This is a genomic window from Ignavibacteriales bacterium, from assembly GCA_026390595.1.
In the GTDB taxonomy this organism is placed as follows: Bacteria; Bacteroidota; Ignavibacteria; order UBA10030; family UBA10030; genus UBA9647.
Genome location: JAPLFQ010000023.1, coordinates 104,633 through 130,832 on the forward strand (window position 1 = coordinate 104,633; position 26,200 = coordinate 130,832).

General features: G+C 54.5%; 15 protein-coding genes. 6 read left to right on the forward strand and 9 right to left on the reverse strand.

Annotated features, from left to right (window positions below):
* Positions 1 to 178: 178 nt before the first annotated feature.
* On the reverse strand, positions 179 to 1,066 hold the full coding sequence (locus NTU47_12715; protein ID MCX6134668.1) for a M23 family metallopeptidase: 888 nt from the start codon (positions 1,064 to 1,066) through the stop codon (positions 179 to 181).
* Positions 1,067 to 1,307: 241 nt separating this feature from the next.
* Positions 1,308 to 2,435 (reverse strand): glycosyltransferase, encoded by a 1,128-nt coding sequence (locus NTU47_12720; GenBank protein MCX6134669.1) that lies wholly within the window; start codon positions 2,433 to 2,435, stop codon positions 1,308 to 1,310.
* Positions 2,436 to 2,591: 156 nt separating this feature from the next.
* Between NTU47_12720 and NTU47_12725 the strand changes: the two genes are divergently transcribed.
* From NTU47_12725 to NTU47_12750, 6 genes are all read left to right on the forward strand, one after another.
* The gene (locus NTU47_12725) at positions 2,592 to 3,518 is read left to right on the forward strand and encodes an alpha/beta fold hydrolase (GenBank protein ID MCX6134670.1); all 927 of its coding nucleotides are present in this window, start codon (positions 2,592 to 2,594) and stop codon (positions 3,516 to 3,518) included.
* An 89-nt stretch (positions 3,519 to 3,607) separates the two neighbouring features.
* Complete coding sequence (locus NTU47_12730) at positions 3,608 to 5,917, forward strand: M28 family metallopeptidase (GenBank protein ID MCX6134671.1); 2,310 nt, start codon at positions 3,608 to 3,610, stop codon at positions 5,915 to 5,917.
* A gap of 641 nt (positions 5,918 to 6,558) precedes the next feature.
* A complete protein-coding gene (locus tag NTU47_12735) occupies positions 6,559 to 9,837 on the forward strand; it encodes a SusC/RagA family TonB-linked outer membrane protein (GenBank protein MCX6134672.1) in 3,279 nt (1,092 codons plus the stop codon).
* A gap of 19 nt (positions 9,838 to 9,856) precedes the next feature.
* A complete protein-coding gene (locus NTU47_12740) occupies positions 9,857 to 11,245 on the forward strand; it encodes a SusD/RagB family nutrient-binding outer membrane lipoprotein (GenBank protein MCX6134673.1) in 1,389 nt (462 codons plus the stop codon).
* A gap of 100 nt (positions 11,246 to 11,345) precedes the next feature.
* A complete protein-coding gene (locus NTU47_12745; protein ID MCX6134674.1) occupies positions 11,346 to 11,750 on the forward strand; it encodes a hypothetical protein in 405 nt (134 codons plus the stop codon).
* Positions 11,751 to 11,886: 136 nt separating this feature from the next.
* The gene (locus NTU47_12750; protein MCX6134675.1) at positions 11,887 to 12,534 is read left to right on the forward strand and encodes a hypothetical protein; all 648 of its coding nucleotides are present in this window, start codon (positions 11,887 to 11,889) and stop codon (positions 12,532 to 12,534) included.
* A gap of 372 nt (positions 12,535 to 12,906) precedes the next feature.
* On the opposite strand, the gene rlmD is transcribed toward NTU47_12750, so the two are convergent.
* The 7 genes from rlmD to murA all read right to left on the reverse strand — a co-directional run bounded on the left by rlmD (position 12,907) and on the right by murA (position 26,116).
* A complete protein-coding gene (gene rlmD, locus NTU47_12755; protein MCX6134676.1) occupies positions 12,907 to 14,358 on the reverse strand; it encodes a 23S rRNA (uracil(1939)-C(5))-methyltransferase RlmD in 1,452 nt (483 codons plus the stop codon).
* A gap of 74 nt (positions 14,359 to 14,432) precedes the next feature.
* Complete coding sequence (locus tag NTU47_12760; protein MCX6134677.1) at positions 14,433 to 16,853, reverse strand: DUF5916 domain-containing protein; 2,421 nt, start codon at positions 16,851 to 16,853, stop codon at positions 14,433 to 14,435.
* 131 nt (positions 16,854 to 16,984) lie between these two features.
* The gene (locus tag NTU47_12765) at positions 16,985 to 19,414 is read right to left on the reverse strand and encodes a DUF5916 domain-containing protein (protein ID MCX6134678.1); all 2,430 of its coding nucleotides are present in this window, start codon (positions 19,412 to 19,414) and stop codon (positions 16,985 to 16,987) included.
* A gap of 135 nt (positions 19,415 to 19,549) precedes the next feature.
* Positions 19,550 to 20,944, reverse strand: a complete 1,395-nt coding sequence (locus NTU47_12770; GenBank protein MCX6134679.1) for a phosphoglucomutase/phosphomannomutase family protein — start codon at positions 20,942 to 20,944, stop codon at positions 19,550 to 19,552.
* Between the two features lie 37 nt (positions 20,945 to 20,981).
* The gene (gene eno / locus NTU47_12775) at positions 20,982 to 22,280 is read right to left on the reverse strand and encodes a phosphopyruvate hydratase (GenBank protein MCX6134680.1); all 1,299 of its coding nucleotides are present in this window, start codon (positions 22,278 to 22,280) and stop codon (positions 20,982 to 20,984) included.
* A gap of 90 nt (positions 22,281 to 22,370) precedes the next feature.
* Positions 22,371 to 24,656: a hypothetical protein gene (locus tag NTU47_12780; GenBank protein ID MCX6134681.1), complete on the reverse strand. Its 2,286-nt coding sequence runs from the start codon at positions 24,654 to 24,656 to the stop codon at positions 22,371 to 22,373.
* 188 nt (positions 24,657 to 24,844) lie between these two features.
* Positions 24,845 to 26,116, reverse strand: a complete 1,272-nt coding sequence (murA, locus tag NTU47_12785) for a UDP-N-acetylglucosamine 1-carboxyvinyltransferase (protein ID MCX6134682.1) — start codon at positions 26,114 to 26,116, stop codon at positions 24,845 to 24,847.
* Positions 26,117 to 26,200: the final 84 nt, after the last annotated feature.

A 26,200-nucleotide genomic window follows, 5' to 3' on the forward strand; every position in this document is an offset into this window, starting at 1 on the left:
TTCTCCGTCATCACCACTTTTCCATCGAACAGGCACCCTTCATCGATCACCAGCCTCGACGCGCGGATGTCTCCTGATGCGAACATTACCCTGACTGCGGATCTTCCCTTCGACGACGGTTCCCGGGCCAATCAGATTGAGTTCTTTGACCGGATCAGTTTTCAGAGCCGTAGCTCCTTCAGAAGTTAAGGTTTAGGATGAAGTTGGCCGGGTCGACAGGCACGCCGTCCCGCCAGATTTCGAAGTGAACATGTGGTCCCGCACTTGTTTCGCCCGAGTTCCCAAGCAATGCGATCGGTTCACCGCGCCGCACGTGCGCATTCATCGCTATGAGCACGGACTGATTATGCTTATAGAACGTCAGGAACCCGCCGGGATGCGAGAGAATGACCTTGTTTCCATCATCACTCGTCCACCCTGAAAAGACAACGAATCCATCAGCCGCTGCATTGACCAGCGCTCCGACACTTCCCGCAATGTCCAGTCCGTAGTGTCGTCGGGAGGCGTCAAATCCCCCCGTAATGTACCCTGATGTCGGCAGGATGACCGGAAATACGATCCGGGTATTCTCCGAGGGAGCAGACTGAACCGATCGAGTAGCGGCGATCGAGTTTGTCGCTGCCGGACGGACGATGTCGGGCAGGTTCTGCGCCCGATCTTCCTTTTTCCGTGTGTCAGGCTTTTCGGTTTTTGAGTTGCCAACGATCGCTACACCAGAATCCGTCACCACTGCTCTCTCTCCCAGCGCGTTGCGCAACCTTGCATTGTATTCCCTCAGGAGGATCAATTCCTGGAGGACTGCGGTCATCCGTTCGTTGAGCGAAACGAGTTCTTTGCTGTACCGATTCACGAGTCCCGGGTTCTCGATGGGTATGAGAGTTCCCACGGGCGTGAACACGAGTAGTCCCAGAACGATTGCGACAACGAAGACGAGCGTGCCGGAGATCAGGGCATAAAATTGCCAAGGAGCGAGCCGCAACGATTTTGCCTTCCCTGCATCATCACGAGGTACGAGCAGGAGATCGTAGCGTACCTTTTTTGATCTATGATGCTGGTCTCCCGACATCTGGCCTCTGCACTCCACTCGAGTCTGGCACGATCTTCTCGACCATGCACCCCGGGGCAACTCTTGCTCAGGGGAGCCCTCCCACTCATACGGGAGAGAAAAACAGGTAAAATCGGGGCAAAATCATAAAATTGGACTGATAATTTATGCAAAACGTGCCCAAAAGTCAAAGGAATTATTGCAGTTACAGCGATGATGGGATGAGAACGAAATGATGAACAGCTGTGAGGGGAGTGTTTTCTCAGGGCCTCCGGACCTGAAGAGCGATCACCTTTTGCTCAACATATCTGCGATAGTTCTCCTTGAAAATGCTCCGATTGAATTGTTCGGCATGCCTGCGAATCTCAGCCGGATCAATTGTACGGGTGCGGAGTTTCACGAGGGCTTCTTCGAGAGCGGCTGGAGTTTGCTCATGGAAGAAGACACCTGTCCCACGAAGTGGGTCATCGACAACCGTTTCCAGTGCTCCTCCCTGACCGAAGGCAACGACGGGTTTGCCGCTGGCCATCGCCTCGAGTGGGACGATACCGAAATCCTCTATTCCGGGAAAAATCAACGCCCGGCACCCGGCATAGAGCATTGCCAACTCAGCATCCGATCGCCATCCGAGAAACTCGATATTGCCAGGGGCAAGAGATCGCAACCTGGACAACTCAGGCCCCGTCCCAACGACGAGCAGCCTCTCACCGGATTTCTTGAATGTCTCTATCGCGAGATCTACACGCTTGTACGGTACGAGAGCGCTGACAATGAGATAGTAGCCTTTGTCCTCCCTGGAGATGGAGAATTGATCCACATTGACCGGAGGATAGATGACATCCGAACTTCTTTGGTAGTATTTCATAATGCGCTCAGCAACATGGCGTGAGTTCGCAACAAAAGCGCTCACCCTGCTGCTGGTGGCAACATCCCAACGTCGGAGACGAGGAGCGACAAACGACATTGCAGTCCGGGTCACAAAACCCGCCCGCCCGGGTCCGAAATATTGGTCATACAACTCCCACACATACCGCATCGGAGTGTGGCAATAGCAGATGTGCAGGGCGCCAGGCGAGGGGCGCGCTCCTTTGGCGACCGCGTGGCTTGTCGATAGAATGAGGTCATATCCTGAGAAATCGAACGATTCAATCGCATCTGGAAAGATTGGAAGGTAGTTGCGGTATTGCGTTGTCTTCAATGGAAGACGGTCGATGAACGACGTATGAATCTCCCTCTCCTCGATAACGGGTGAAACGCTCCCCCTGTTGTGAAGAAGAGTGAACAACGGTGCACGGGGATACAGTTCGCAGATCGCTTCCAACACCTTCTCACCTCCGCGCATGCCGGTGAGCCAGTCGTGAACCAACGCGATTTTCAGATCATGCGCCATTGAGTGTCCGTCAGGGGTTCGGAGTGTGTCTGCTTCAAAAGTACGCGTAAATCGTATCACATCAAAATGAGGGGCGCCGCCTTGCATCCGAGCGACGCCCTCTCTATATTGACTTCGAATTCCATTTGCCAACAACGAGATCCGGGACTGCAGCACATGTCCATTCTCCTGGCGCTGCTCCTTTTCGCCCTGCTGTTCCTCATTACAGCTGCGGCGACGATTTTCGTCTTCGGCCCCCTCCTGGTTCTTCAACCCCATCTCCGGACGCGCGCCTGGTACGGCACATTTACCGATCTCCTCGAACCACGTGACGCGGGACTTCCACAGGAAGACCTCGTCTTGTCCACACAAGAGGGGTTCAGGCTCAGGTGCTGGTTTGTCCGCCAGCCGGGGAACGGACGGGGCACGATCATCTATCTGCACGGGGTGGGTGACTGCATGATCGGCGGGGTTCCCTATGCACGGTTGTTCTTTGAGAGAGGCTTCAACGTCTTCCTCTATGATTCCCGCCGGCACGGGATCAGCGAGGGTCCCTACTGCACCTACGGTTATCATGAGAAGCGCGATCTCTCGATTGTTCTTGATCATCTGTGCTCGCGCACTGACGCCACGATCGGAAAGATCGGGGTGTTCGGAACATCGATGGGAGCCGCGGTGGCATTGCAGGCTGCTGCAGTTGATTCGAGAATCGACGCCATTGTTGCCGAGGCAAGTTTCACGGACCTTCGGACGGTGATGGTAGACTACCAGAAACGGATCATCAAACTGCCCTGGCATTTCCTGCGCAACCTGGCGATGAGCCGGTCACAGAAACTCGCCGGGTTCAAGGCCCGGTATGTCTCGCCAATCCACGCCGTGAGAAACGTCCGCAAACCGGTTCTGTTCATTCACGGAACGGACGATACAAAGATTCGTATGGAGTATTCCCGGGTGCTTTATGACAACGCGAATCAGCCGAAGGAACTGCTGCTCGTTCATCAGGGCGATCACACAAACCTGCTCAATGTCGGCGGGAGCGAGTACGAGCAGAGGATTATGGACTTCTTTGAGAAGTATCTTTCGGAGAACATCGAGATCGGTTAAATTGCCAATTGGTAATTATCAGTGGCAGGAGAAATTCTCCCGAATTTGTTGCAGCGCATGAAATCGAATCTTAGACCAGCCAGGACGTTATGACAAGAAGAACTTCTTCCTTCCTTCTGCTTTTCGCTTCCGTCTCCCTTGCGTGGGCTCAGACGCAGACACCGTTTTCAACAGACAGCGCGGCGGCATATCTGCGCACGATTTCGGTCGATATCGGGGCACGTCCGATGGGTTCGCCGAATGAGCGGAGGGGAATGGAATTCGCTCTCAGCAAGTTTCGGGAATTCGGGCTCCATGAGGCGTACATCATGCCTATGAGAGAATATCCGGGCTTTCGGGGAGGCACTCCCACGAACACGCAAAGCGGGGTTGCTGTCGGCGTTCTGCGCGGAGCGACGGACCGGATCATCGTCCTCGGGGCACACATGGACTCCGCCGATCCGGATGTTCCGGGCGCCAACGATGACGGTTCGGGAAGCGCAGTGATACTGGAACTGGCGCGGGTCCTCTCCCAACGGGTGAATGAATCGACGATCGTCTTTGCACTGTTCGGCGGCGAAGAAGCCGGACTTCAGGGATCGAAGTACTTTGTGGAGCATTTTCCCGATTTGAATCGGGTCGCTTTGATGCTCCAGGTGGACATGGCGAACGGGTCTCCACTTCTTTTTCCCACACTTGACGCCGGCGGGCGCAGCGCACCGGAGTGGCTCGTGCGAGCTTCGTATGAGGAGTTCTCCAGGCTCGGACAGACAGGCCTCCATTTTCCAACTGATTTCTTCGTCTTCATGGGTGCCATGCCCGGAGGAGGCGTGGGTTCAGACCACGAACCTTTTCTCGAGAAGGATATTCCGGCAATTGATTTCACCTCGGATGCCCGCGATCCCATCCACACGCCGCAGGACAACTTCGATAACTTCAAGGTAAGCGGACTCAAGCGCTCGGGAGATTTGATCTACAAGCTGGTGGAGAGATTTGATGGCGGCGTTCCGGAAGAAAAAACGGGAAGGTATTTCCTGTATCAAACCGGTTCATATCCCTTCTTTGTCCCCATCTGGGCTCTCTGGACTTTCATCTTCGTTTCAGTGTCTGTTTCTATTGCAGCCTTGATTCTCGTGCGGAGGCGGAGGAAATTCTACGAGGGGACTATGCGACCGAAGGTCCCGGGGCTCAAGCTGTTCCTCCTGATGATCATCATACAAGTCTGTGTCTGGCTTTCTGAAAATGTTGTTTCGCTTCTCAAAGGAGTTCGATATCCGTGGATGACCGACATCAACGGCTATTACGTTCTGGCCTTTCTTGGTGCATGCCTTGGAATCTGGCTTTCACTCCGCCTTTCTCCAAAACTCCGGCTCCGCCACGATGCTTACTCGTACTATCTCCGCGCGTTTGTTTTTCTTGTGCTCTTTGTTGTGCTGGCATCGCTCAGCTCGGCAAAACTTGCGCTCTACCCCGCCACGGCCCTTTTCCTGCTCGGCCTGGCAATGATTGTGCGACAGCCGATGTTGAAACTGCTATTCTGGCTCCTGTCGCCCCATTTCATGTTTCGACTCCTTTTCACAGAGACGTTTGATTTCCTCGCGCGGTTCATGCATGCGCAGCCCGAGATCACACCCGTGGTCAATAGTCTGGTGGTCCTTTCTTACATCCTCTTCTTCTCGATCTGGGCATTTCCGTTTCTACTCGGATTTGCAGCGGTGTACTTCGACTCGGCGAAAGACCTGCTATGGTTGAAGACGTTGAAGCAGCGGACCGCTGCGATTATCGCGGCTGCGCTCTTCGTTGTCATGGTGGTTTTTCTCCTGCAGGAGAATTCCTATTCGAAGGAGTGGAAGCCATCGGTCCGGATTGAACAATCTTTCAATCTGGATTCGACACGCGGTAATCTTTCTGTCCGGAGTCCTGAGTACCTGGGCGGCACGCATCTCGCTTTCGCCGGCATCGACACGACCATCGCAGGGAAGACAACTGAGGTCACCTTTGAGCGCTCACTCTCTCTACCAGCCGATCCATGGATCCGAATTGTCCGGACGATACAGACAGCGCGCAAGGACAGCATGCTCACGGTGGAACTCGTTGTGAACCTGAACATGAAACACCGTCCCGTCAAACTCAAAGTCAGCTATTCAGGAATGAAGGGGAAGCTGGTCAACGCAGCTTCTCCGTACGCTTCAGGGACAACTGAAGGCTCAATTTCGCTCCAATGGGCTTCATTTCCGGACACTTTGCTCACGATTCCGATCAGTTTTTCCATTCCCGCCCGGGACAGCATCGGTATTCGCGAGCATCTGGAGGCGTACTTTGTAGAGGAACCCGTGCCCATCAGCGTCGAAACCAGAGAGCCATCGTCCCTTGTACGCAAGGCGCACTTCCTTCGGGACGGTATCATCAAGCTGCAGTAGCCTATACAGTCATTTTCATAAAGTCATATCATTTTGGGGCTTAGGGTTCTGAAGCCCTCGAAGCGTTATCCGTCTTGACATTTCCATAAATTCTCTTAACTTAGCCGCCAGAAGGAGACGCTCCCACAAACACGAACACCACCATGCTCGCACGTTCGTGTTTTCCCAGATTCCCCCTCGTCCACCTTCTTACTCGTTGTTTCATTTCGTCTCTGTTGTCAGTTCGCAATTACCGTGGTCTTGATGAGATAGATTCCCAATCACTCATTTTGACGAACCAAGAACGATAACACGTCCAAACATTTTCCTGTATAATCCGGTTCAGTTTTTGAGGTCGAATCGAGCAACTGTTGCGGCATTCCCATTTTGTTGATGGGGATGGCGCAGGTTGTATTGATATTCTCACCTCACTTCTTTTCGCAGTAGAAGCGATGAGACATTCTCGTCTGCAGCTCGCGCATTCATTGTAGTGGCGGGAAATCTCTATATCGCCCAGAACATTGCAGCGATTGGAGATTCACTCTCAGAGCAGCGGAGTGTTGTCAAGAATAAGAATCCAGCTCCACACTATTCCAGAGCAATCAGATGTTGAATCCGAGATACACGCTTCACTAATCCACCATCACCACAAGGGAGGTAGCATGCGAAAATTATCTTGCTACATTTTTGTCTCGCTGATCGCGCTTGCGTTGGGAGCCTCCGTGGCTCTGGCGCAGCTCGGAACGATCAAAGGAACGATCACCGATGCGCAGACCGGCGAAGCCATGATCGGAGCGAACGTCTTCCTCGAGAAGACTTCGTACGGCGCTGCATCCGATAGCAAAGGTGTGTACACGATTCAAAATGTACTGCCCGGACCCTACACGCTCGTCGTCAGTTACATCGGCTATGAGCAGTACCGAGTTTCCGTAGCGGTGCAGAGCGACAAGACATCAGCGGTCGACATCAAATTGAAGTCGAGTGCCGTTACGCTGAGCGGTGTCGTCGTCACGGCGATCGGCACACGAGTCGAACGCGAGAAGATGGGCGTCTCGGTTTCGAGCGTCAACGCTGCATCACTTGCCACCGTCGGCACGAATGATCTCGTGGCAGGCCTTGCCGCGAAAGCACCGGGCATTACTACCATCGAATCAACGGGCGACCCGGGCGCTGCAACAAGAATCGTCTTACGCGGCGTGCGATCACTCAACAACAACAACTCCCCTCTGATCGTTTTGGATGGTGTTCCTATCTTCAGCGGCACATCGATCGGCGGTGGAACAGCATATGTCGCCGCAGAGTCGAGGGTGAACGATATCAATCCTGATAATATCGAATCGATCGAAGTGTACAAAGGTCCCGCGGCGGCGGCCCTGTGGGGCTCACGAGCTGCAAACGGCGTCATCGCTATCACGACAAAATCCGGAGGGCAGACTGGAAGCAAGAAGCTGAGCATTTCTGTCCGTTCCCGGACAAGCGGAGATCAGCTGCTGCGCGAGTTCCCCCTGCAGCAGAAATTTGGACAGGGTCAAAACGGGGCATTCTTGTTCAACGGTGTCCGTTCGTGGGGAGACCCGATCTGGTTGAGAGCCGGCGGCGCGGATGCTCTTGATCGAACGAACTATCAATACGCGACCATTGTTACGAAGAACTCCAAAGACGTCTTCAACCACGCGACTGATCTATTCCGGAACCCGATCACCGTGGATGCCGGCGTAACCCTGCGCGGCGGCGACGAATGGAGTGATTTCCTCGTGGACATGAGTCAACTGAACCAACAGGGGATCATCCTATCGAACTCAGATCTGCTACGGACTTCGATCCGGGCAAATGCCACCCGGCGGTTCACTGAAAACGTTATTGTCAAAATCACTTCTCAGTATGTCCGCAGCAAGACGAGCCGCATCCAGCAGGGGTCGAACGTATCCGGGCTTCTCCTCGGAGGCCTTCGCACCCCGCCAGATTTCAATCAGAGCCCCTACCTGACCGATTATGTTTCGCCGACGGGAGCAATCACGTACGGGGTTCAGCGGACGTTCAGAAATATGTCCGCCAACCCGGCTTTGGGCCCAGGGTTTAACAATCCCCTTTACATCATTTATAACATTCCGACGACGCTCAACACCGACCGCCTGCTCGGCACCGTGGAGCTTACCTACGACCCGATGAAGTGGTTGAATTTCGTCTACCGGCTTGGAGGCGACTACTACACTGACCGTGAAGTCTCGACGTACCCGCCCGGCGATGCAAGTTATCCAACTGGCGATACGTATCGATCATTCAACACGAACTACCAGGTCAATTCCGATTTGCTGGGGACGGCGAAATATGATTACAACGAGAACATCAACGGATCGCTGATGCTCGGATTCCACATCGATCATCGCCAGAACCACTCGATTTCAACCGATGCGACCGCCTTCATTCTCTATGATGCTCCGGCGACATTCAGCAACGCGCTGAACTATGCTCCGGGTGAAGGATTCTCGATCATTCGATCGGCGGCGGTCTTCGGTGAAGCTACCCTCGATCTCTACAAACAGGTGTTCATACGAGGAACGGGTCGTTTGGAGAGTGCCTCCACCTACGGCGCGGACGCAACGAAGTCGTATTTCTATCCCTCCGCGAGCGTCGCTTGGCAGTTTACTGAGGTACCTCTCTTCAAAGACAACGGCATTCTGAGCTACGGCAAACTCCGTGTCGCATACGGAACTGCCGCCAATCAGCCGGGAGCCTATGTGACCAAGACGTATTTTGGAAACGCGTTACCCGGAAACGGTTGGCAGACAGGGTTGAGCGGTATTCAATACGGAGGTGCTCCACTCCGCGGAACCAGGCTTGGAAATACGACTCTGAAGCCAGAGATGACCTCGGAGACGGAATTCGGACTCGATCTCCGCTTCCTCAACGATCGTCTCTCAGTAGGCGTAACACAATATGTTAACAAGACCACCGATGCTCTCTTGAACGTAACTGTCGCTCCAACTTCGGGCTATACCTCGCAGACTGCGAATGCAGCCAAACTGGAAAACTCGGGCACAGAGTTGCAGATAATGGCAGAGTGGCTTCGCATCGAGCCGTTCTCATGGAACACGACCATCAACTGGTCCAAGAACAAGAACCTGGTCACAGATTTGGCCGGCGTCAGCGTTATCACTTTGGCGGGCTTTGTTGGTTCCACGTCCTCCGCAATTCTGAATCAACCCGTAGGCATCCTGTATGGCACCAGGTGGGCACGGAATGCAGATCAAACCATAAAGCTCGACGCGAACGGCTTTCCGCAGATCGACGCCACATCGGGAATTCTCGGCGACCCGAATCCGGATTGGCGGGCAGGTTTCATCAATACTCTCCGCTATGAGAGACTCGCGCTCAATGTCGTCCTCGACATCAAGAAAGGCGGCAAAGTATGGAATGGCACAAAGGGCGCGCTCTATTCGTACGGCACGCATGGTGACATGGACATGTGGACCACAATCAGTTCTGCTCAGGCCGCGGCCTTGAAAAACTGGGCTGGCAATACACCGTCCAAAGTCATCGCTGGCTCAACCACACAGAAGCGCTACTACACGAATGCCGATGGTTCAGTCTCCTTCCGTGGAAAGATCGGGAATTTCGGCGCCGGGGACGTGATCCTTGATGAAGATTGGTACCGAAACGGCCTGGCGAACGGATTCAACGGACCAACAGAGCAGTTTGTGGAAGATGCCGGCTACGTGAGGCTGCGCGAAGTTTCCTTGTCGTACTCCATGCCGCTTCACTTCCTGGGGTTGCAGAACCTCACCGTCAGCGTTACGGGACGCAATCTGGCCCTGTGGACGGACTACACCGGCAACGATCCTGAAACCAATCTGCAGGGAACAGGCAACGGCATCGGAATAGACTACTTTAATAACCCAACCACAAAATCCTGGACCATCTCGCTCCAGATTGACTACTAACCACCACGGGAGTTCGATCATGAGAAATTTCATAATCATACTCACAGTCGCAGTTTTCCTGGCGGGATTGGTCGGATGTGAGAAGTATGTTACCGGCTTCGAGTCCAATCCCCTTTTGCCATCCGATGCGTCGGCGCTCAAGGTCTTCAATGGAGCGGAGTTGTCATTCACCGTCTTCACAGAGGGCTTCCCGGCGTATCTGGCGGCTATTTGGTCACAGCAACTCAACGGTGCGGACCGTCAGTTCCTCACCTACGTGACATATACATGCACAACAGACGATTTCAACAATGATTGGAGCACGGCGTACGCAGGAGCGTTAGGCAACCTCCGGCTCGTACAAGACAAAGCCGCGGCCGCTGGTCAGCTCAACCTGAAAGGCGCTGCAGAGATCCTCGAAGGGCTGCACATGGGAAACGTGGCAGCACTCTGGGGAAATGTTCCATATTCCGAGGCCATCACGCCTCCAAACTTCCAACCAAAGTTCGACGGTCAACTCGCTGTCTATACGGCGGTCCAGAAAGTTCTTGATCAAGGAATCGCGGATTTCAATGCGAATCTGGTACCGCTTGCGCAAGATGCTTTATCAATGGGCGGAAGTGCCACACGCTGGGTAAAACTTGGTCATTCGGCGAAGGCGCGCTATCTCATGCACGTCGCCCGCGGCCAGGCTTACAGTGCAACAATTCTGAACCAGATCATCACCGAGGGGGGACTGGGCATCACGAGTCTTACAGGATCGGAAGATGTCCTGACCACCCATGGATCAGTTCAGAATCAGAGTCAGAACCTCTGGTACGATTTCATGGTGGCTTCTCGCACCGGCTACATGGATGCGGCCAACACTTTCATCATCCCCATGTTGCGGGCGAAGAAGTTCGACGGCAAATCAAGTGAGACCGGAAGGCTCGCGTTCTATTTCAACGCAGCTCAGAATAACATGAACACGACCGCTACCGGGGCTTACGCGATCAATGCCGGATACCCCATCTTCCGTGCATCTGAAACGCACTTGCTTATGGCAGAGGCATATGTCCGTCTCGGCAATACTGCGAGCGCGTTGACGGAACTGAACAATGCCCGGACCTACAACAACAACGTGTTCAAGAACACATCCGCGGCGTTTGTTGCGACAGATTTCCCGACGACGGCAGACCTCCAGCAGGCCATTCTGAATGAGACATATGCTTCCCTCATGCACCAGACGGAAGCATTCAGTTTCCTGCGCCGGGTGAACTTCGCGATATCGTATAAGGATTCTGCCGGGGTGACGAAGACGCTGGCACCGACGAAGGGAACAGCGTTCCCGCAACGGTTCCTGTATTCGACGACCGAAGCGAACGCCAACCCGAACTGCCCGGTCGAGCAGACGAACGCGCAATTCAACAAGACACCTGCCAACCAGTAGCAGCGGCCGGCAGCATGTTCTCACACTGGGGCCCCGCATTTCCTGCGGGGCCTCTTTTTTCCAGGATGGTGTCGAGCATCCGGCGCAGGAGGAAAGATCGATGCGGATAACTCAGCTTGCATGTATTCTCGGGGTCCTGATCAGCGGCTGCGTTGCTCCTCGGGAGGGAACCACAGGCAGGGGACAAGGCGATATTCTGACAGCAGAAGAAATCGCGGAAACAACGGCACAGAATGCCTACGACGCCATCAGCCTGAAACGGCCATTCTTTCTGAAGTCCCGCGGCCCCAGAAGCCTGCAGGGCGCACCTGCCGGCCAAACCGTGGAGTTCCCAATTGTCTATGTTAACGGCATGTATTTCGGAGAGCTTGAGTCGCTCAGGAATATCCATGTTTCACAAGTGAGAGAGATCCACTATCTCGATCACAACGCTGCAACCTTGCGATTTGGAACGGGACGTACGGGCGGTATCATTTCGGTCTTGCTCAAGGAAGGCACCGAGTAGCTCCCCCAAGCCTCGTGCCTCTATTTCTCGAGGTTGGTCAGAAGGCGGGTATTCCAATGATCCGTTCTGGCGGCATTTCAGAATAGAAGAAATCGATGGAACTCTTCCGGTTTGTTTTGTACACTCTTTCGAGATCATGAACCTTCTCCGGCTAAAAATCACGCTCTTCCTTTCGTTGTCACTTACTCTCGTGACAAACGGCATTTGTCAGAATGCGACTGTCAGTGAACCAAACGGAGCCGGGGAACGGGTGGTAGTCCTGCCGTTTGAAACGCGCGGCGTTTCCCCGGATGATGGCATACGGCTGAAGCAGAAGTTCGCCGAGGTACTTGCAGAGTCGAAGCGGTTCGACGTCATGCCGGACAACGTGCTGAAGAACAACCTCGATCTCTCAGGCCTCTCGAAGATCGACAGCTGCAATACCTTGCCCTGCCTTGCTCAACTGGGAAATGTTTTGAAGGTTGACAAGATTGTCCACGTGTCGGTGGAACAGTGGAAGGATCGCTACGTGCTCCACATTCGTCTCGTGGGCTCCGCTGAAGCAGCGCTGTTGTATGACGAGCGGGTGGATTACACAGGTGATTCCAGCAGCCTTCTCTCGACTGTTATTCCAGAGCAGGCACGAAAGCTTGACAAAGCCTTCCTCGATAAGAAGCCCAACTGGTATCTCATCGCCGCCGGCGTCATCATCGGCGTAGGACTTATCTATTGGATTTACTCCACATTTTCCGCGGTGAGCGGCACCGAAACAGATAGCCCCATCCCCCCGGGAGCAACGAAGTAACTGCACCTCGTCGTCACCAGTCGCATCCTTCTTCTAAAACCAGAAGCGGTCTGAGATTTTGATCCGGCTAAGAGCCGAGGGGCGCTCCTGCGGGCTGCTCAAGGGAAAAGGCACACACCCCTGCCCCCCCCTCTCCTGCAGGCAATCCAACACACAGAGGACACTGTTTGAGCTCTGAGGAGGACCGTGGGCAGACGTGAATCCAGGAATTGCACGTCCCCTCTCTTGCCAGGGAATGCGGACTGTGAGAGAGGAGTTGAGGGGTACGTGCTTTGTTTCGGAAGGACTGGAGTTGGGGCCCGCTCAAGTCTCGGTGGCCTGCTGTGGGCTCATTCAAAGTCTTTCCAAAACACAACACTTGGCCCTGGTATTTTATTGGCGCAGAGTGAGGCGGGCTACGTTTTCGATGTGATACGTGTGAGGGAACATATCGACGGGCTGAAGAGCTACAATGTCATACTTCGCCGCAAGGTCTTTCACATCTCTCGCCTGCGTCGCCGGATTGCAGCTGACATAAACGATCCGCCCCGGCGCGATCTTCAGGATCTCCTCTACCACCTTCGGGTGCATGCCGCTTCTCGGCGGATCGATGATCATGACATCCGGCTTCGGGTGTGATTCGATCCATGCACGATCCTTCGTCAAACGGTCCTTCAGATCGCCGAGCACAAAGCTGCAATTCGTGACCTTGTTGGAAAGCGCATTTCTCTCGGCATTGTTCACGGCATCTGCGACGGACTCCACGCCGATAACATGTCGTACGGCGTCCGAGACGAACAAGGCAATCGACCCCGTCCCGGAGTACAAGTCCCACACGATGTCCGTTTTCTGAAGGGCGCCGAACTCCTTCGCCGTCGAGTAGAGACGTTCGGCCTGCGCGGTGTTTGTCTGGAAGAACGAACTGGACGAAATAGTGAAGTACAGCCCTCCCAACCGCTCCCGTATAACCCCTTCTCCGGCATAGACTTTCTCCGTGTCGCCAAACGCGATCTGAGCCTTTTTGGAATTGATCGTGTTGACGATTGTCGTCACCGAAGGCACTGCCGCAAGCAACTCCCCGGCATAGTTTTTCATGATTTCCGGTCGATCTTCAAACGTGACGAGGTTCACCATGGTCTCCTGAGTCCGTTTTCCCTCTCGAATGACAAGAAAACGCAGGTAACCCTCGTTAGCGTCGGATGAGTAGACCGGAAGATTCTCGCGTCGGGCAAATGCCCGGGTGAAATTGAGGATCGCGTTGGAGACTTCCGACTGCAGGTGGCACTCGGTTATTTCGAGGACCTTGTCGTACCGTTGGGGAACGTGAAGACCCAGGAAGAGTTTTGAGATTGGAGTTTCGAGTTTAGAGTTGGTTGGATCAGGTACGCTCTCAGGAGGAGTTTCGAGCCATTCCTGCTCAGCGAAGGAATACTCCATTTTGTTCCGATAGAAGAAGACGTCCTCGGCACCGATGATCGGAAGTACATTGGGGCTTGGGAACCCGCCGATCCGTTCGAAGGAATCGACGACGTGCTGCTGCTTGAACCGGAGCTGCTTCTGATACTCGACATGCTGCCACTTGCATCCTCCGCATGACCCGAAGTGACGGCAACGCGGCGCCACACGGTATTGCGACGGCTTCTCCAGGGAAACGACCTTCGCTTCCGCATAATTTTTCTTGGCCTTCAGAATGCGGACTCGCACCGTATCGCCGGGAACGGCCCCCTCGACAAAAATGACAAATCCTTCCAATCGGGCAATAGTCTTCCCCTCGAAAGCGGCGTCTTCCACCTGCACGACGAGTTCGTCATTGTGCTTTAACTTGGTTGAACGGGGTGAATCCATCTGGTTCATCGTAATTGTCGATTGTCGGTTTTCGATTGTCGATTATTGTTGACCAATTGGCAATCGAGAATACTCTACATACTCAGCCAATAGCTGATTTTCAGGAGAAGCACGTTGTCCGAAGGGAGGGCGAAGGTATTGCTTAGATTATCCCCGAATGTGCTTCGGTACGATCCGCGTTCGCCCTGCCGGGATTGCGACCAGACAAGGTACACTGTACTCCCAGGGAGGTATTCCCATCGCAAAACAACGTTGGAATTGAAAGAGAGGTCATTGAAATCACGCGACGGGAGCGACCACGTGTACGGTGCAAAATGGCGGTCATCACCGAAAACCTGTTGGAAGTTCTCGAACGTTCCTGTTGCGAAGAAGAGCTGAAAGTACACCTGGAGCGTGAGCTCCGTGGAGAACACGTACGACCCGCGCGTCATGAGGCTCCATTCATCGGCCGACCGCTCTGCAAAGATGGTTCCATCCGGCGGGCCTGTAAGATGTGCGACCCATGCGAATTCGTGCTCGCGGAGGCCTCGTTGAAGTTCCATTTCCAGCGATATGTTTGTGGCCGGTTTCAGCTCCAGTTCCCCCATGATCTGAAAGTACCTGCCGGCTCTCTGATCGGACCCAAGCGAGAATGCTCCATGGCCAACGATGTGTTGCCTCTTGTCTGATTCAACCGCCAGCGCCACAGTCTGGGTCCCGGGCTTTCTATACAATCCATAGCCGCGCATTTCCCGATCGTCGTACTTTCCCCGGTCAATTTCTGCACGCGCTTCGAACATCCAGTAGCTCGGAAGCGTGAGCTGACTTTCAAGGCTAACCGAATGATTGAGTTCAGCACCGTCGAAATTGCGGCGAAGATGGTACATGGAACTCAGCGACCAGAACCGGCGTGATTCCGTCACTTCATCATCGCGATAGAGGACCTGCCCCATCCAGCCATAGTCGTTCGGCCGCCGGAAATATCCCATGTCGTTGATATTGTATTTTTTCGATGTGAAGTCGAATGAAGCGAACCCGCGCCAATGAGGTCCACCGTCCTTACTGAAATTGAACTTGCCTGCCGTACCGTTTGCGCGGCCTACCTCAGGAATCGTGGTTCGCGAACCGGCGAGGAATCCGTCAACGCGATACATGCTTTCGTCAAACTTGAGGCTCCAATCGGCTCCTGCAGTCATGGCGGGGAGAACACCGTCACGGTTGACAGACGTAACGATCATGCCGATGTTTGAGTTCTCAAGAACGTCCTGCCTTAGGCGAACCAGGCTGTAGTTCGCGAGCGGTTCAACCACTGTTTCAGTTCGTCCACCGGAAGCCGAGACGAGTGTCGCCCTTTCCTTTCTTGTCACCACCTCCAAGACGCCAACGGAGAGTCCCCTGGCCGTCTTGCCGGAAATCTTGGCTGCTCCAAGTATCGTGGCAAATCTCGGTTTATTCAGGACGTACCCTCCCCCGGGAGCTTCGACGTCCAGCGCACGTCCGATCCGGCGGGAATAGAAAAGCCCCGGCCCAAAATCTCCTCCGAACGTCGTGAACTGCATAATCTGCGACCCTTCGACAAAGAAGGGCCGTTTCTCAGGATAGAATGTCTCAAACGTTGTGAGATTCAAAACTGCCGGATCTGCTTCCACCTGGCCAAAATCGGGATTCACCGTCGCATCCACTGTGAAGCCGCTCGCTGGCCTGTATTTGAAATCGAACCCGGCATTCGGCTTTATTTCGTGACCATCCGGGTAACTCGGTGATTTTGGCACAAACCGCGCGTCCGCCACAGCATACGGAATGATTTCGACATTTGACGTCGAAGGGATATGTTCGATGCCGACAAGATGACCGAACTTCGATGTGTGACCTCCTTCGCTCTTGCTCCTCAAGGCCCACATTTGCAATTCGTTCAGCCGCGCGATGCGGCGATAGAGCTGCAGCCCCCATTCAAACGATTCACGGTGCTGAAATCGAAGTATGCGGAAGGGGATTCTGACTTCCGCAATCCATCCACGCCCGGTTATTCTTGTTTTCACCTCCCACACGGCGTCCCACGAAGCATCTTCCAACTGTCCATCGTTGTACTGCAGGATATCGATCTTTACTCCTGCCGCGTTGATCGTGAATTCGAAGTTCGTCTGATGGTCGTGGTACGTATCGATTCGTATGGAGATATTGTCTGATAACACCTCATCGTCCCGCCGGACGAGACGAGCGATGATCTTCGACGGATCAGGGTCATCCATGGTGCAGCCGAAATAGATTGCCTCATCGTCATACAGAATCCGGAACTCCGTAGGCATCGTCCCCGGCGCACCTTCATCCGGGTCCTGCTGCAGAAAATCCTTCACGGGCTTCGCTAACTTCCATTCGGGCTCGTCGAGCACACCATCGATGCGCGGCGCAACGGGAGTACGAACAGCCGTGGCTTTTTTCGGGTTGCTTCCGGCGACCAGCGAGCCGCAGAGAATGAGCAGGAAACAAATCGGGAAACAGAGAGATCGATTCATCATTGGAACGATGGGAGACGATGTTTTCCATTAGCCAACCGTTCTTTGGTTGGGGTTATAGTCGGTCCGATCACACGTGGATTATCAACTCGTCGACGTGTCTTTCAATCGGTATTTGCAAATCGACAATCTATCTACATACTCAACCAATAGCTGACTTTCAGCAGGACCACATTATCCGACGGAAGAGCAAACGTATTACTAAAGCTGTCGGTGAGTGTGCTTTCGTACGTTCCGCGTCCGCCGAGCCGTGCTTGCGACCAGACAAGATACATCGTGCTGCCGGGCAAGTACTCCCATCGCAGGACGACGTTCGAATGGAATGAAAGCTCGTTGAAATCCGGTCGCGCGTAGAGCGGGTACTGCGTGAAGCGATCGGGGGCAAGCATCACCTGGTAGTTGTCGTACTTCCCTTTCGCGAGGAAGATCTGGAAATACACCTGAATGGTAAGGTCCGTCGCGAAGACGTACGACCCCCTCGTTGTGAGGCTCCAGTTATCCGTCGTGCGGTTTGCGAAAACCGGGGAAACGGCTGCCAGGGAAGATGACCAGGCAGGTACAACGTTGTCCGCCCACGCGAATTCATTCCGCCGCACCGATCGTTCCAGATCGAACTGCAGCGTGAGATTCGAGGCTGGCTTGAGTTCCAGATCGCCTTTCATCGACAGGAAGCGGCCGAGGCGCTGGTCGCTCCCCCAGGTCAAGACCACTTCTCCCACGGCGAGTTCGCGCTTGTCTGATTTCACGTCGAGGCTGAGGCTCTGCGTGCCGGGTTTTCTGTACAGTCCGTATCCGCGTGACTCGCGGTCATCGTACTGCCCGCGATCGAGTGATGCGGTGAGATCGATGAACCACCAGTTCGGCAGCGTAATCTGGCCATCGAGAGTAATCGAATTGATGAGTTCCGCCCCGTCGAAATTGCGGCGAAGGTGATACATCGAGCTGAGACTCCAGAGACGCTTGAGGGATGTCACTTCGTCATCCCGGTACAGAACTTGTCCCACCCAGCCATAGTCGTTGGGCCGCCGGAAGAAGCCGATATCGTTCACGTTGTATTTCGGAGCGGTGAAGTCAAACGAGAGCGACCCGCGCCAATGAGGGCCGCCATCCTTGCTGAAATTGAATTTCCCTGCCGTGCCGTCGACACGGGAGCTCGAGTTGTTCGACGTTCGCGAACCGGCGAGAAACCCATCGACTCGGTACACGCTCTCCAGGAACTTGAGGCTCCAATCGATCCCGGCGGTCATCGCCGGCGGGCGACCGTCGCGGTTCACCGAAGTGAGGATCATGCCGACGTTCGAATTCGCCATCAGGTCCTGGCGAAGCCGGATGAGACTGTAGTTCGTCAACGGCTCCACAACTTGTGTTGTTCGATTGCCCGTCGAGTCAACAAGCGTCGCCGTCTCTTTTCTTGTCACCGCTTCGAGAACTCCGACGGAAAGCCCCCCGGCGGTCTTCGAAGAAATTTTCGCCGCTCCCAGAATCGTGGCAAACCTCGGCTGATCCAGCACGTACCCGCCCGGGGGGGCCGCCACCTGAATCGCCCGGCCTATGCGCCGTGAGTAGAACAATCCTGGTCCAGCCAGCCCGCCAAAAGTTGTGAATCGGATGATTTGTGTCCCCTCGATAAAGAACGGCCGGTTCTCCGGGTAGAACGTCTCAAACGTCGTGAGGTTGAGGACCGCCGGATCTGCCTCCACCTGTCCGAAGTCCGGGTTGATCGTCGCGTCAATCGTGAGACCGCTTCCCGGCCTGTACTTGAAATCGAAGCCCGCATTCGGCGAGAAATCATGTCCGTTGGGAAACGCCGGCGAAGCAGGCACGAACTTGCCGCTCCCGACGACATACGGAATGATCTGAAGATTTGCGGATGGACGGAGTTTTTCTATTCCTTCGAGGCGGCCAAACTTCGAGATGAAACCGCTCTCGCTCTTCCGGACCAATGCCCACATCTGCCGTTCGTTGTTGCGCGCGATCCGGCGGATCACCTGCAGCCCAAACTCATAGATCTCCTGTTGAGAAAAGCGAAGTGCGTGGAACGGGATCTTGATTTCCGCAACCCATCCGTCGCTGGTGACCGATGTCTTCGCATCCCAGACCGCATCCCAGGTTTTGTCCAGATCGACACCGTCGTTGTACTGCAGAATATCCGCTTTGAGCCCCGCGGCGTTCACGATGAATTCGAAACACGTCTGGTGATCGTGATAGGAATCCAGACAGATCGACAAAACGTCAGAGACCGGCTGATCGTCCCGCCGTGCAAGACGGCCGACGATCTTTGACGGTTCGTTGTCGTACATCGTACATCCGAAATAGATGGCATCATCATCGTAGAGAATGCGGATCTCGGTCTTCTGGCTTGCCGGGGCTCCCTCATCGGGATCCTGCTGCGTGAAATCGGAAATCGGTTGTGCCAGCTTCCACTGGGGTTCGTTGAGATTGCCGTCAATGACCGGCGCCACGGTTGTCCGGACTGCCCTGGCGGATTTCGGATTGTTTTCCGATTGGGCGCCGGCAGCGAGGCAAGCAGCGAGAACAAACACAAATGGTACTCTTCTGGTCATGATGGCGTCGAGATACTCCATATCAAATCGACAAAAAAAACCTCCGCTGTGGAATCAGGGAGGTTTTGGAACCCACTCCGTACTTCCTGTTTGCGCGTTGCCGGGCCCCCGACGAGCGACCTGGGGAATCCGGCGTCAGACTTCCATCGCGGCCTTGAGGAGCGAATCGACTCTGTACACAGAGTCGGCTTCCGCGTAGAACCGGATCAACGGTTCCGTGCCTGACGCCCGCACCAGCACCCAGCCACCGTCGAAAAACAACTTGTAGCCATCCCCCGTCTCCACTTTTCTCACCAGCATCCCCGCGAGGCTCTTGACCCCTTTCTTGTAACCGGCCAGAGTCTTCTGTTTCTGCTTTTCCGTCATGTGGGCATCGATGCGGTTGTAGTAGTGCCAGCCAAACTCGAGCATCAGTTCCTCAACAAGTTCGCTCAGTTTCAGCTTGCGCGCTGCCATCACTTCCGCGAGCAGCAGTCCGACGTAGATGCCGTCGCGTTCCGGCAGGTGCGCCTTGAGTCCCAATCCACCGCTCTCCTCGGCAGCGATCAGGATATTTCTCTCGGTCATAAGCCGGCAGAGGTGTTTGAACCCTACCGGGGTCTCGTGCAGCTTCAGCCCGTATTTCAGGCACATTTTGTTGATCATCTGGCTGACGGAAAGGGATTTGGCGATTTCGCCGGTCCGGTGCTTTTCCGTTACCAGGTATTTCAGCAGGATGGCAAAGATACGGTGGGAATCGACAAAAGCTCCATTTTCATCGAGTGCTCCGACGCGATCGGCGTCCCCGTCGGTCGCGATGCCGATGTCGCATCCCTTCATGACAACCGTTGAAGCGAGGTCTTTGAGGTTTTGAGCAATCGGCTCGGGATGGCCGCCTCCAAACGAAGGGTTATAGCTGCTGCGCAGCTCTGCACGAACCGGTACCAGCTGCGAGAACACACCCTGACCGGCGCCGTACATTGCGTCGTAGGCGATCTTGATCCCCGACGAAGCGATCAGGGGCAAATCAAGTTTCGTTTTCAGATCCTCGACATAGACGGAGGTGAAGTCCATCTCTTTGATAGTCCCCTTCTCCACCAGCTCCGCATACGTCTTCTTACTCACCACTTTTGACTTGATTACTTTCTTCAGTTCCTTCTCAACCTTTTCGATCATTTCAGGATGAGCCGGACCTCCGAAGTCTCCCTTGATCTTGAAACCGTTGTACCGTGCCGGGTTATGGCTGGCGGTGATGACAACGCCGCCTGCCGCTTTCAGCTTCACCGTCAGGAGCGACACCATGGGCGTGGACGAGATCTTGTCGGAGATGATGACCTTGATCCCTCTGTCCGCGAGAATCGTCGCAGTCGTCTGCGCAAATTCCTTGCTGAGGAACCTTGAGTCGTACCCGATCACGATCCCGTTTTTGATCCTCTTGTGCCGTTTGAAATAGTTCGCGGTCGCGAGCGCGACCTTGGCGACATTGTCAAACGTGAAGTCGGCAGCAATCAGACCGCGCCACCCGTCCGTTCCGAACTTTATCTCTGTCATATGCAATCCATCCCGAGTCTAGAGGATACGTGGACTATCAAGCTAGTTTCTGATTCAGCGCGCCGAAGCTCGCATAGTACCCGTTCGTGCCGAGTTCCTCTTCGATGCGAATGAGCTGATTGTATTTCGCGATACGGTCTGTGCGGCTGGCCGAGCCCGTCTTGATCATCCCCGAGTTCGTCGCAACCACAATATCTGCGATCGTCGTGTCTTCCGTCTCACCCGAACGGTGGCTCAGAACGGTGGTGTAGCGAGCACGCTTGGCCATTTCGATGGCATCAAGCGTCTCTGTCAACGTCCCGATCTGATTGACCTTGATCAGAATCGAATTTGCGACGCCCATGTCGATCCCCTTCGAGAGATACTCGACGTTTGTCACAAACAGATCATCACCGACAAGCTGTACTTTCTTGCCTACCGCATCCGTCAACATCTTCCAGCCTTCCCAATCATTTTCCGCCATGCCATCTTCGAGCGACGCTATCGGATATTGTTTCGTCCATCCTTCCCAGTACTTCGCCATCTGTTCAGGGGATTTTTCAGACTTGTCCGACTTTGAGAAGATGTATTTCTTCTTGTCTTTGTCGAAGAACTCGCTCGCCGCAGGGTCGAGGGCAATGTAGATCTGCTCGCCGGGCTTGTAGTTCGCCTTCTGGATTGCATCGAGAATGACTTCCAGGGCTTCCTCGTTTGATTTCAGATTCGGGGCAAACCCTCCTTCGTCTCCGACAGCCGTGTTGTATCCCTTCTTCTTGAGAACCGACTTCAGAGAGTGAAACACTTCCGCTCCCATCCGCAGCGCTTCGGCGAACGATGGAGCGTCGATGGGCATGATCATGAATTCCTGGAAATCGACATTGTTGTCGGCGTGACTTCCACCGTTCAGGATGTTCATCATCGGGACAGGCAGGATTTTGGCATTGGTTCCACCAATGTAGCGATAGAGCGGCATGTGAAAAGATTGGGCTGCCGCTTTTGCGACCGCGAGTGATACGCCCAGAATTGCATTCGCACCCAGCTTCCCTTTGTTGGGTGTACCGTCGAGAGCGATCATCATCTTGTCGATCCCAACCTGGTCGGTGGTATCGAAGCCGACGACCTCTTCTGAGAGGATGTCGTTGACGTTTCCGACGGCTTTCAGAACGCCCTTGCCGTTGTAGCGGGATTTGTCTCCATCGCGAAGCTCGACCGCCTCGTTCTCGCCTGTCGATGCACCACTTGGAACCGCTGCGCGGCCGATGATGCCGTCTTCAAGTGTTACCTCGACCTCGAGGGTTGGATTTCCGCGGGAATCAAGGATTTCACGCGCCCATACATCAGTTATTGTTGTTTTCATTGTTATCTCCAGGAGTATTCGTCAGAACAGCGTTTGCGGTTAGTGGGACTGCAGCAATCGACGTCAATTAAGCCAAAAGTTGCAGGAAAATCAATTCATTCTGAGCCGAAATGATTCCATCCAGCTGCAGAGGCGGATCTGTTCCTCGAGCTCAACGCCCTGCACATCGCGGTAGAGGTGATTGAGTGACTGCCAGTAATAGATTTTTGCTTTCTCATATTTGCCGATAGCGAATGAGAGCTGTCCAAGCCGGCGCTGACGGGCCAGTTCCAGGATGGGAGACCTCCACGGCGGGACGTTGTCGAGCAATTGCAGCGCCTCTTCGTATCGTTCCTTCGAATTCAATTCTCGCACGAGGAGGTATCTGGGAATGGACTCCGCTGGAAAGCGGGCAACGAGCCTTTGAACCGCTGCCATCCTCAGAGAATCTTCAACGGAGGAGAGGAGGAATGATTTGAGTTCACGCGCGAGATCGGGTTTGAGGAGTATTTCAAGCCGTAGCGCAAGCGTCTCATCCCACGACGATGACAGATGCGAGCGGAGAAGTTCGGAATACGCCTTCATCGCAGGTTCGAGAGAATCCACGCCCCAGAGTGCATCGCCCAACGATAGCTTCAGGGTCAGGAACGACGATGCAGCGGCGCTGTCCGCCAGTTGCGTTTTTGTGAAGGAGACCGCCTCCGAATATCTTCCGAGCCTCAACAGGGCAGCTGCTTTCTGATAGACCGCGTCCGCGTTGACCGTCAGGCTGAGTGATTTGTCTGCGGACGCCAGCGCCTCATCATATTTTCGTTGCACGAGAAGCGAGCGGGTCTCCTTGTTGAGATTCGCAATCACACGAGCACAGACCTTGCCGAAGATTGATCGACGTTTGAAGAAATACTCTGCCTTTGCGAGATCGGCCTCGCTGTACCGAAACCCTGTCATGGTTTTCCGCCAGTCATGCAGGAGCGCCGGGAGGGTTTGGCCGTACAGGATTTCGAATTCACCCGTCCTGTACAACAGCTTGAACCGTCGCATGCCGTACCGATCGATCAGAAACCGGCAGAATGAGCCTGCGAGTGTGTAGCTCACCCCAGCAGGCGCTTTCATAAATCCCGAGAGAGAAAACAGGCTGACCAAATCAGGTGTGCCGCCGGCTGCGAATGCCATGCCTGCAAGCCGGTTGATCGGCTCCTCGAACTCCATGCGTTCCATCGCCACGGCCAGGCCCTCAATGAGCCCCGAGTTGACGCCAACCCTCAGGAGCGGAAATCCAAACTCCGCCGCAAGGACGTGAACGAGTTCGTGCTTCAGTGATCCATCAACGTCACCGAGATTGATGTGAAGCTGCCACAGCCACGGCTTGGCCAGGTTCGTCCCTCCGGCGCCGATGAGTCTTCCCTTCTGATCAGACGAAGCATAGAGAAAGGTGTGAATTTTCCTCGAGGGCTGGACGCGAAGAGCCCGAACAAGCTGATCGAAGTAGAACTCGTGCAGCTGCGCAACTTGTTGGAGCCGCTTGCCTTTCAGAAGAGAATCAGGATACGAAATGATAAAATGCTCGGTTTCGGTTCTTCCACCCAACGTCTGTTCGATCGAAGATTCCGAGGAAGACATCCCGAGACGGTCACTGAATCCGTAGAGGGCTCCCGCAAGTACCAGGGAGACCACCGCCAGAGACTGCATCATCCTCGACAGCTCTTGCGGTTTTTCTCCGGTGATGCTCGTCCGCCGATAATGAATCGCGCATGCCTCAATAAGCAGGAACGCACCAAACGCCAGGGTTCCGATCCTGTACACCAGGAGGCGGTTGAGGACGACGAGCGTCTCATCGTACGTAAGGCCGGCAAAATATCCGAGGATCGGATTGAACGCGAAAATCTGAGGACGTGTGAACGTGACGTACCCGATCTGCGAGAGAATCACTATCCAGCCCAGGAAGAAAATCGTTTTCTTCCATCGCCTCATGGACACGGCGATGAGGAACGAGAACGCGTGGACAAGGAGAACACCCGGAACGACGATCAGCAGAAACAGCATCGCACCCTGCAGAAACGAGCAGTTCTTGACACAGAACGCGTTCACGCTGATAACGAGAGCCGGGATGAGAAGAGGTACAAGCGAAAGTACGATCGAGCGAACGAGGAATGGTTTGAGTTCAACGGATGATTCAGCGGAGGACTTGTTCCAGAGCGAAATGGTCAGCAGTCCCGCAGCGAGGCTCCAGACAAGAGCGATAACCGCGGAGAATTCATACCCGAGATAATTGAACAGCGGAACCTGCGTCAGCGCCAGAGAGATGACGAACAACAGGATGACTGCTACCTTGTGCGCCCTGTATGAAAACAACTCTCTGACCATCGCCATGTCGAGTGAAAAGAAGAAAGACTCCACCACAAAGTCACGAAGAAGAGAGGAAAAAAGAAGCCCTCAAACCCCTGCTACTTTCGTGACTCTCCCGCCCGCCCTAAGAGACACGAAGAAAATATCAGGTATTCTTCTTCCCAAAGATCAAACACTCGGCGATCTTGGCGTCCTCGGCGGTTCATCTTTTTTTTGGAAATTCGAAACTCAACAATTTGCTAGAACTCTTCGCTTGTTGCGCGCTCGATGTCGGCGCCGAGCCGGGAGAGTTTCAATTCTATTTGCTCATAACCCCGATCGAGGTGGTAGACGCGCAGCACCTCCGTTGTTCCCTCGGCAGCAAGTCCTGCCAGGATCAACGACGCGCTTGCCCTCAGGTCTGTGGACATCACTTTGGCGCCGGTCAGCCGTTCCACGCCGACGATCGTGGCGATATTATCCTTGACGGTGATGTCAGCGCCGAGTCGAACCAGCTCGGGCACATGCATGAAGCGATCAGAATAAATTGTCTCCGTGACAATACTTGTTCCTTTCGAGAGGCTCATCATGGCGATCCATTGAGCCTGCATGTCGGTAGGAAAGCCGGAATAGATCGACGTGGTGATATTCACCGGCCGGATGGTTTCCGGCGGAACGATCTCCACGAAATCTTTTCCGAGCGTGAGTTGAGCCCCGACATCTTCCAGCTTCGTGGTCACTGCACTCAAATGCGCCGGATTGCACTGTTCAACTCGGACCGAAGCACCTTTGTCTCCTGTCATCGCTGCCGCGATCAACAGCGTCCCGGCCTCGATTCTGTCGGGGATCGTGACACAATCTGCCGGATGCAGCGAATCTACGCCCTCAATCTCGAGGTGATTCGTGCCAACCCCGTCGATTCTCGCGCCCATACGGATCAGGAATTCCCCCAGGGCGACAATTTCAGGTTCCATGGCGGCATTGTCGATGACAGTCGTGCCCTGCGCAAGGACGGCAGCCATCATCACGTTTCCAGTCGCTCCGACGCTGGAGACATCGAAGACAATTCTCGCACCCCGCAGCCTTTTCGCTTTGGCTCTGATATACCCCCCCTCGACGTCGATCTGAGCACCAAGTTTGCGCAATCCTTCAATGTGCAGGTTGACCGGCCTTGGACCCCACGCACACCCGCCGGGGAGCGACACATGTGCTTGTCCAAACCGCCCTACGAGCGGTCCCAACACATAGATTGAAGCGCGCATTTTCTTGACATGCTCGTACGGCGCTTCGAAACTCGTGACCTCCGATGCATCGATGTGAAGCGTGTGATCGGTGCGGCTGATTTTCAGCCCCATGGTCTCCAGCAGGCGCGACATCGTTGTCACGTCCCGAAGCATGGGAGTCCGGTGAAGTGCGTACTCTCCGGAAGCAAGGAGCGTCGCCGGCATCAAAGCCAGCGAGGCATTCTTGGCGCCGCTGACTTCAACGGTGCCCCGTAATTTTTTTCCACCGTGAATGACGAATTTATCCACGCTTGACCTTCAGGGTTTGGGAATGAGCAGTCGATCCGGTTTGTGGTGAAAATATAACCGATAAACGAGTGAAAGGCAAAGATA

Bases quoted from the DNA above. Each gene is read 5' to 3' on its own strand.
- NTU47_12760 (MCX6134677.1), bottom strand. From the start codon at position 16,853: ATGATGAATCGATCTCTCTGTTTCCCGATTTGTTTCCTGCTCATTCTC.
- NTU47_12730 (MCX6134671.1), top strand. From the start codon at position 3,608: ATGACAAGAAGAACTTCTTCCTTCCTTCTGCTTTTCGCTTCCGTCTCC.
- NTU47_12725 (MCX6134670.1), top strand. From the start codon at position 2,592: ATGTCCATTCTCCTGGCGCTGCTCCTTTTCGCCCTGCTGTTCCTCATT.
- NTU47_12770 (MCX6134679.1), bottom strand. From the start codon at position 20,944: ATGACAGAGATAAAGTTCGGAACGGACGGGTGGCGCGGTCTGATTGCT.
- NTU47_12745 (MCX6134674.1), top strand. From the start codon at position 11,346: ATGCGGATAACTCAGCTTGCATGTATTCTCGGGGTCCTGATCAGCGGC.
- NTU47_12720 (MCX6134669.1), bottom strand. From the start codon at position 2,435: ATGGCGCATGATCTGAAAATCGCGTTGGTTCACGACTGGCTCACCGGC.
- NTU47_12735 (MCX6134672.1), top strand. From the start codon at position 6,559: ATGCGAAAATTATCTTGCTACATTTTTGTCTCGCTGATCGCGCTTGCG.
- eno (MCX6134680.1), bottom strand. From the start codon at position 22,280: ATGAAAACAACAATAACTGATGTATGGGCGCGTGAAATCCTTGATTCC.
- NTU47_12715 (MCX6134668.1), bottom strand. From the start codon at position 1,066: ATGTCGGGAGACCAGCATCATAGATCAAAAAAGGTACGCTACGATCTC.
- NTU47_12740 (MCX6134673.1), top strand. From the start codon at position 9,857: ATGAGAAATTTCATAATCATACTCACAGTCGCAGTTTTCCTGGCGGGA.
- NTU47_12750 (MCX6134675.1), top strand. From the start codon at position 11,887: ATGAACCTTCTCCGGCTAAAAATCACGCTCTTCCTTTCGTTGTCACTT.
- NTU47_12765 (MCX6134678.1), bottom strand. From the start codon at position 19,414: ATGACCAGAAGAGTACCATTTGTGTTTGTTCTCGCTGCTTGCCTCGCT.
- rlmD (MCX6134676.1), bottom strand. From the start codon at position 14,358: ATGGATTCACCCCGTTCAACCAAGTTAAAGCACAATGACGAACTCGTC.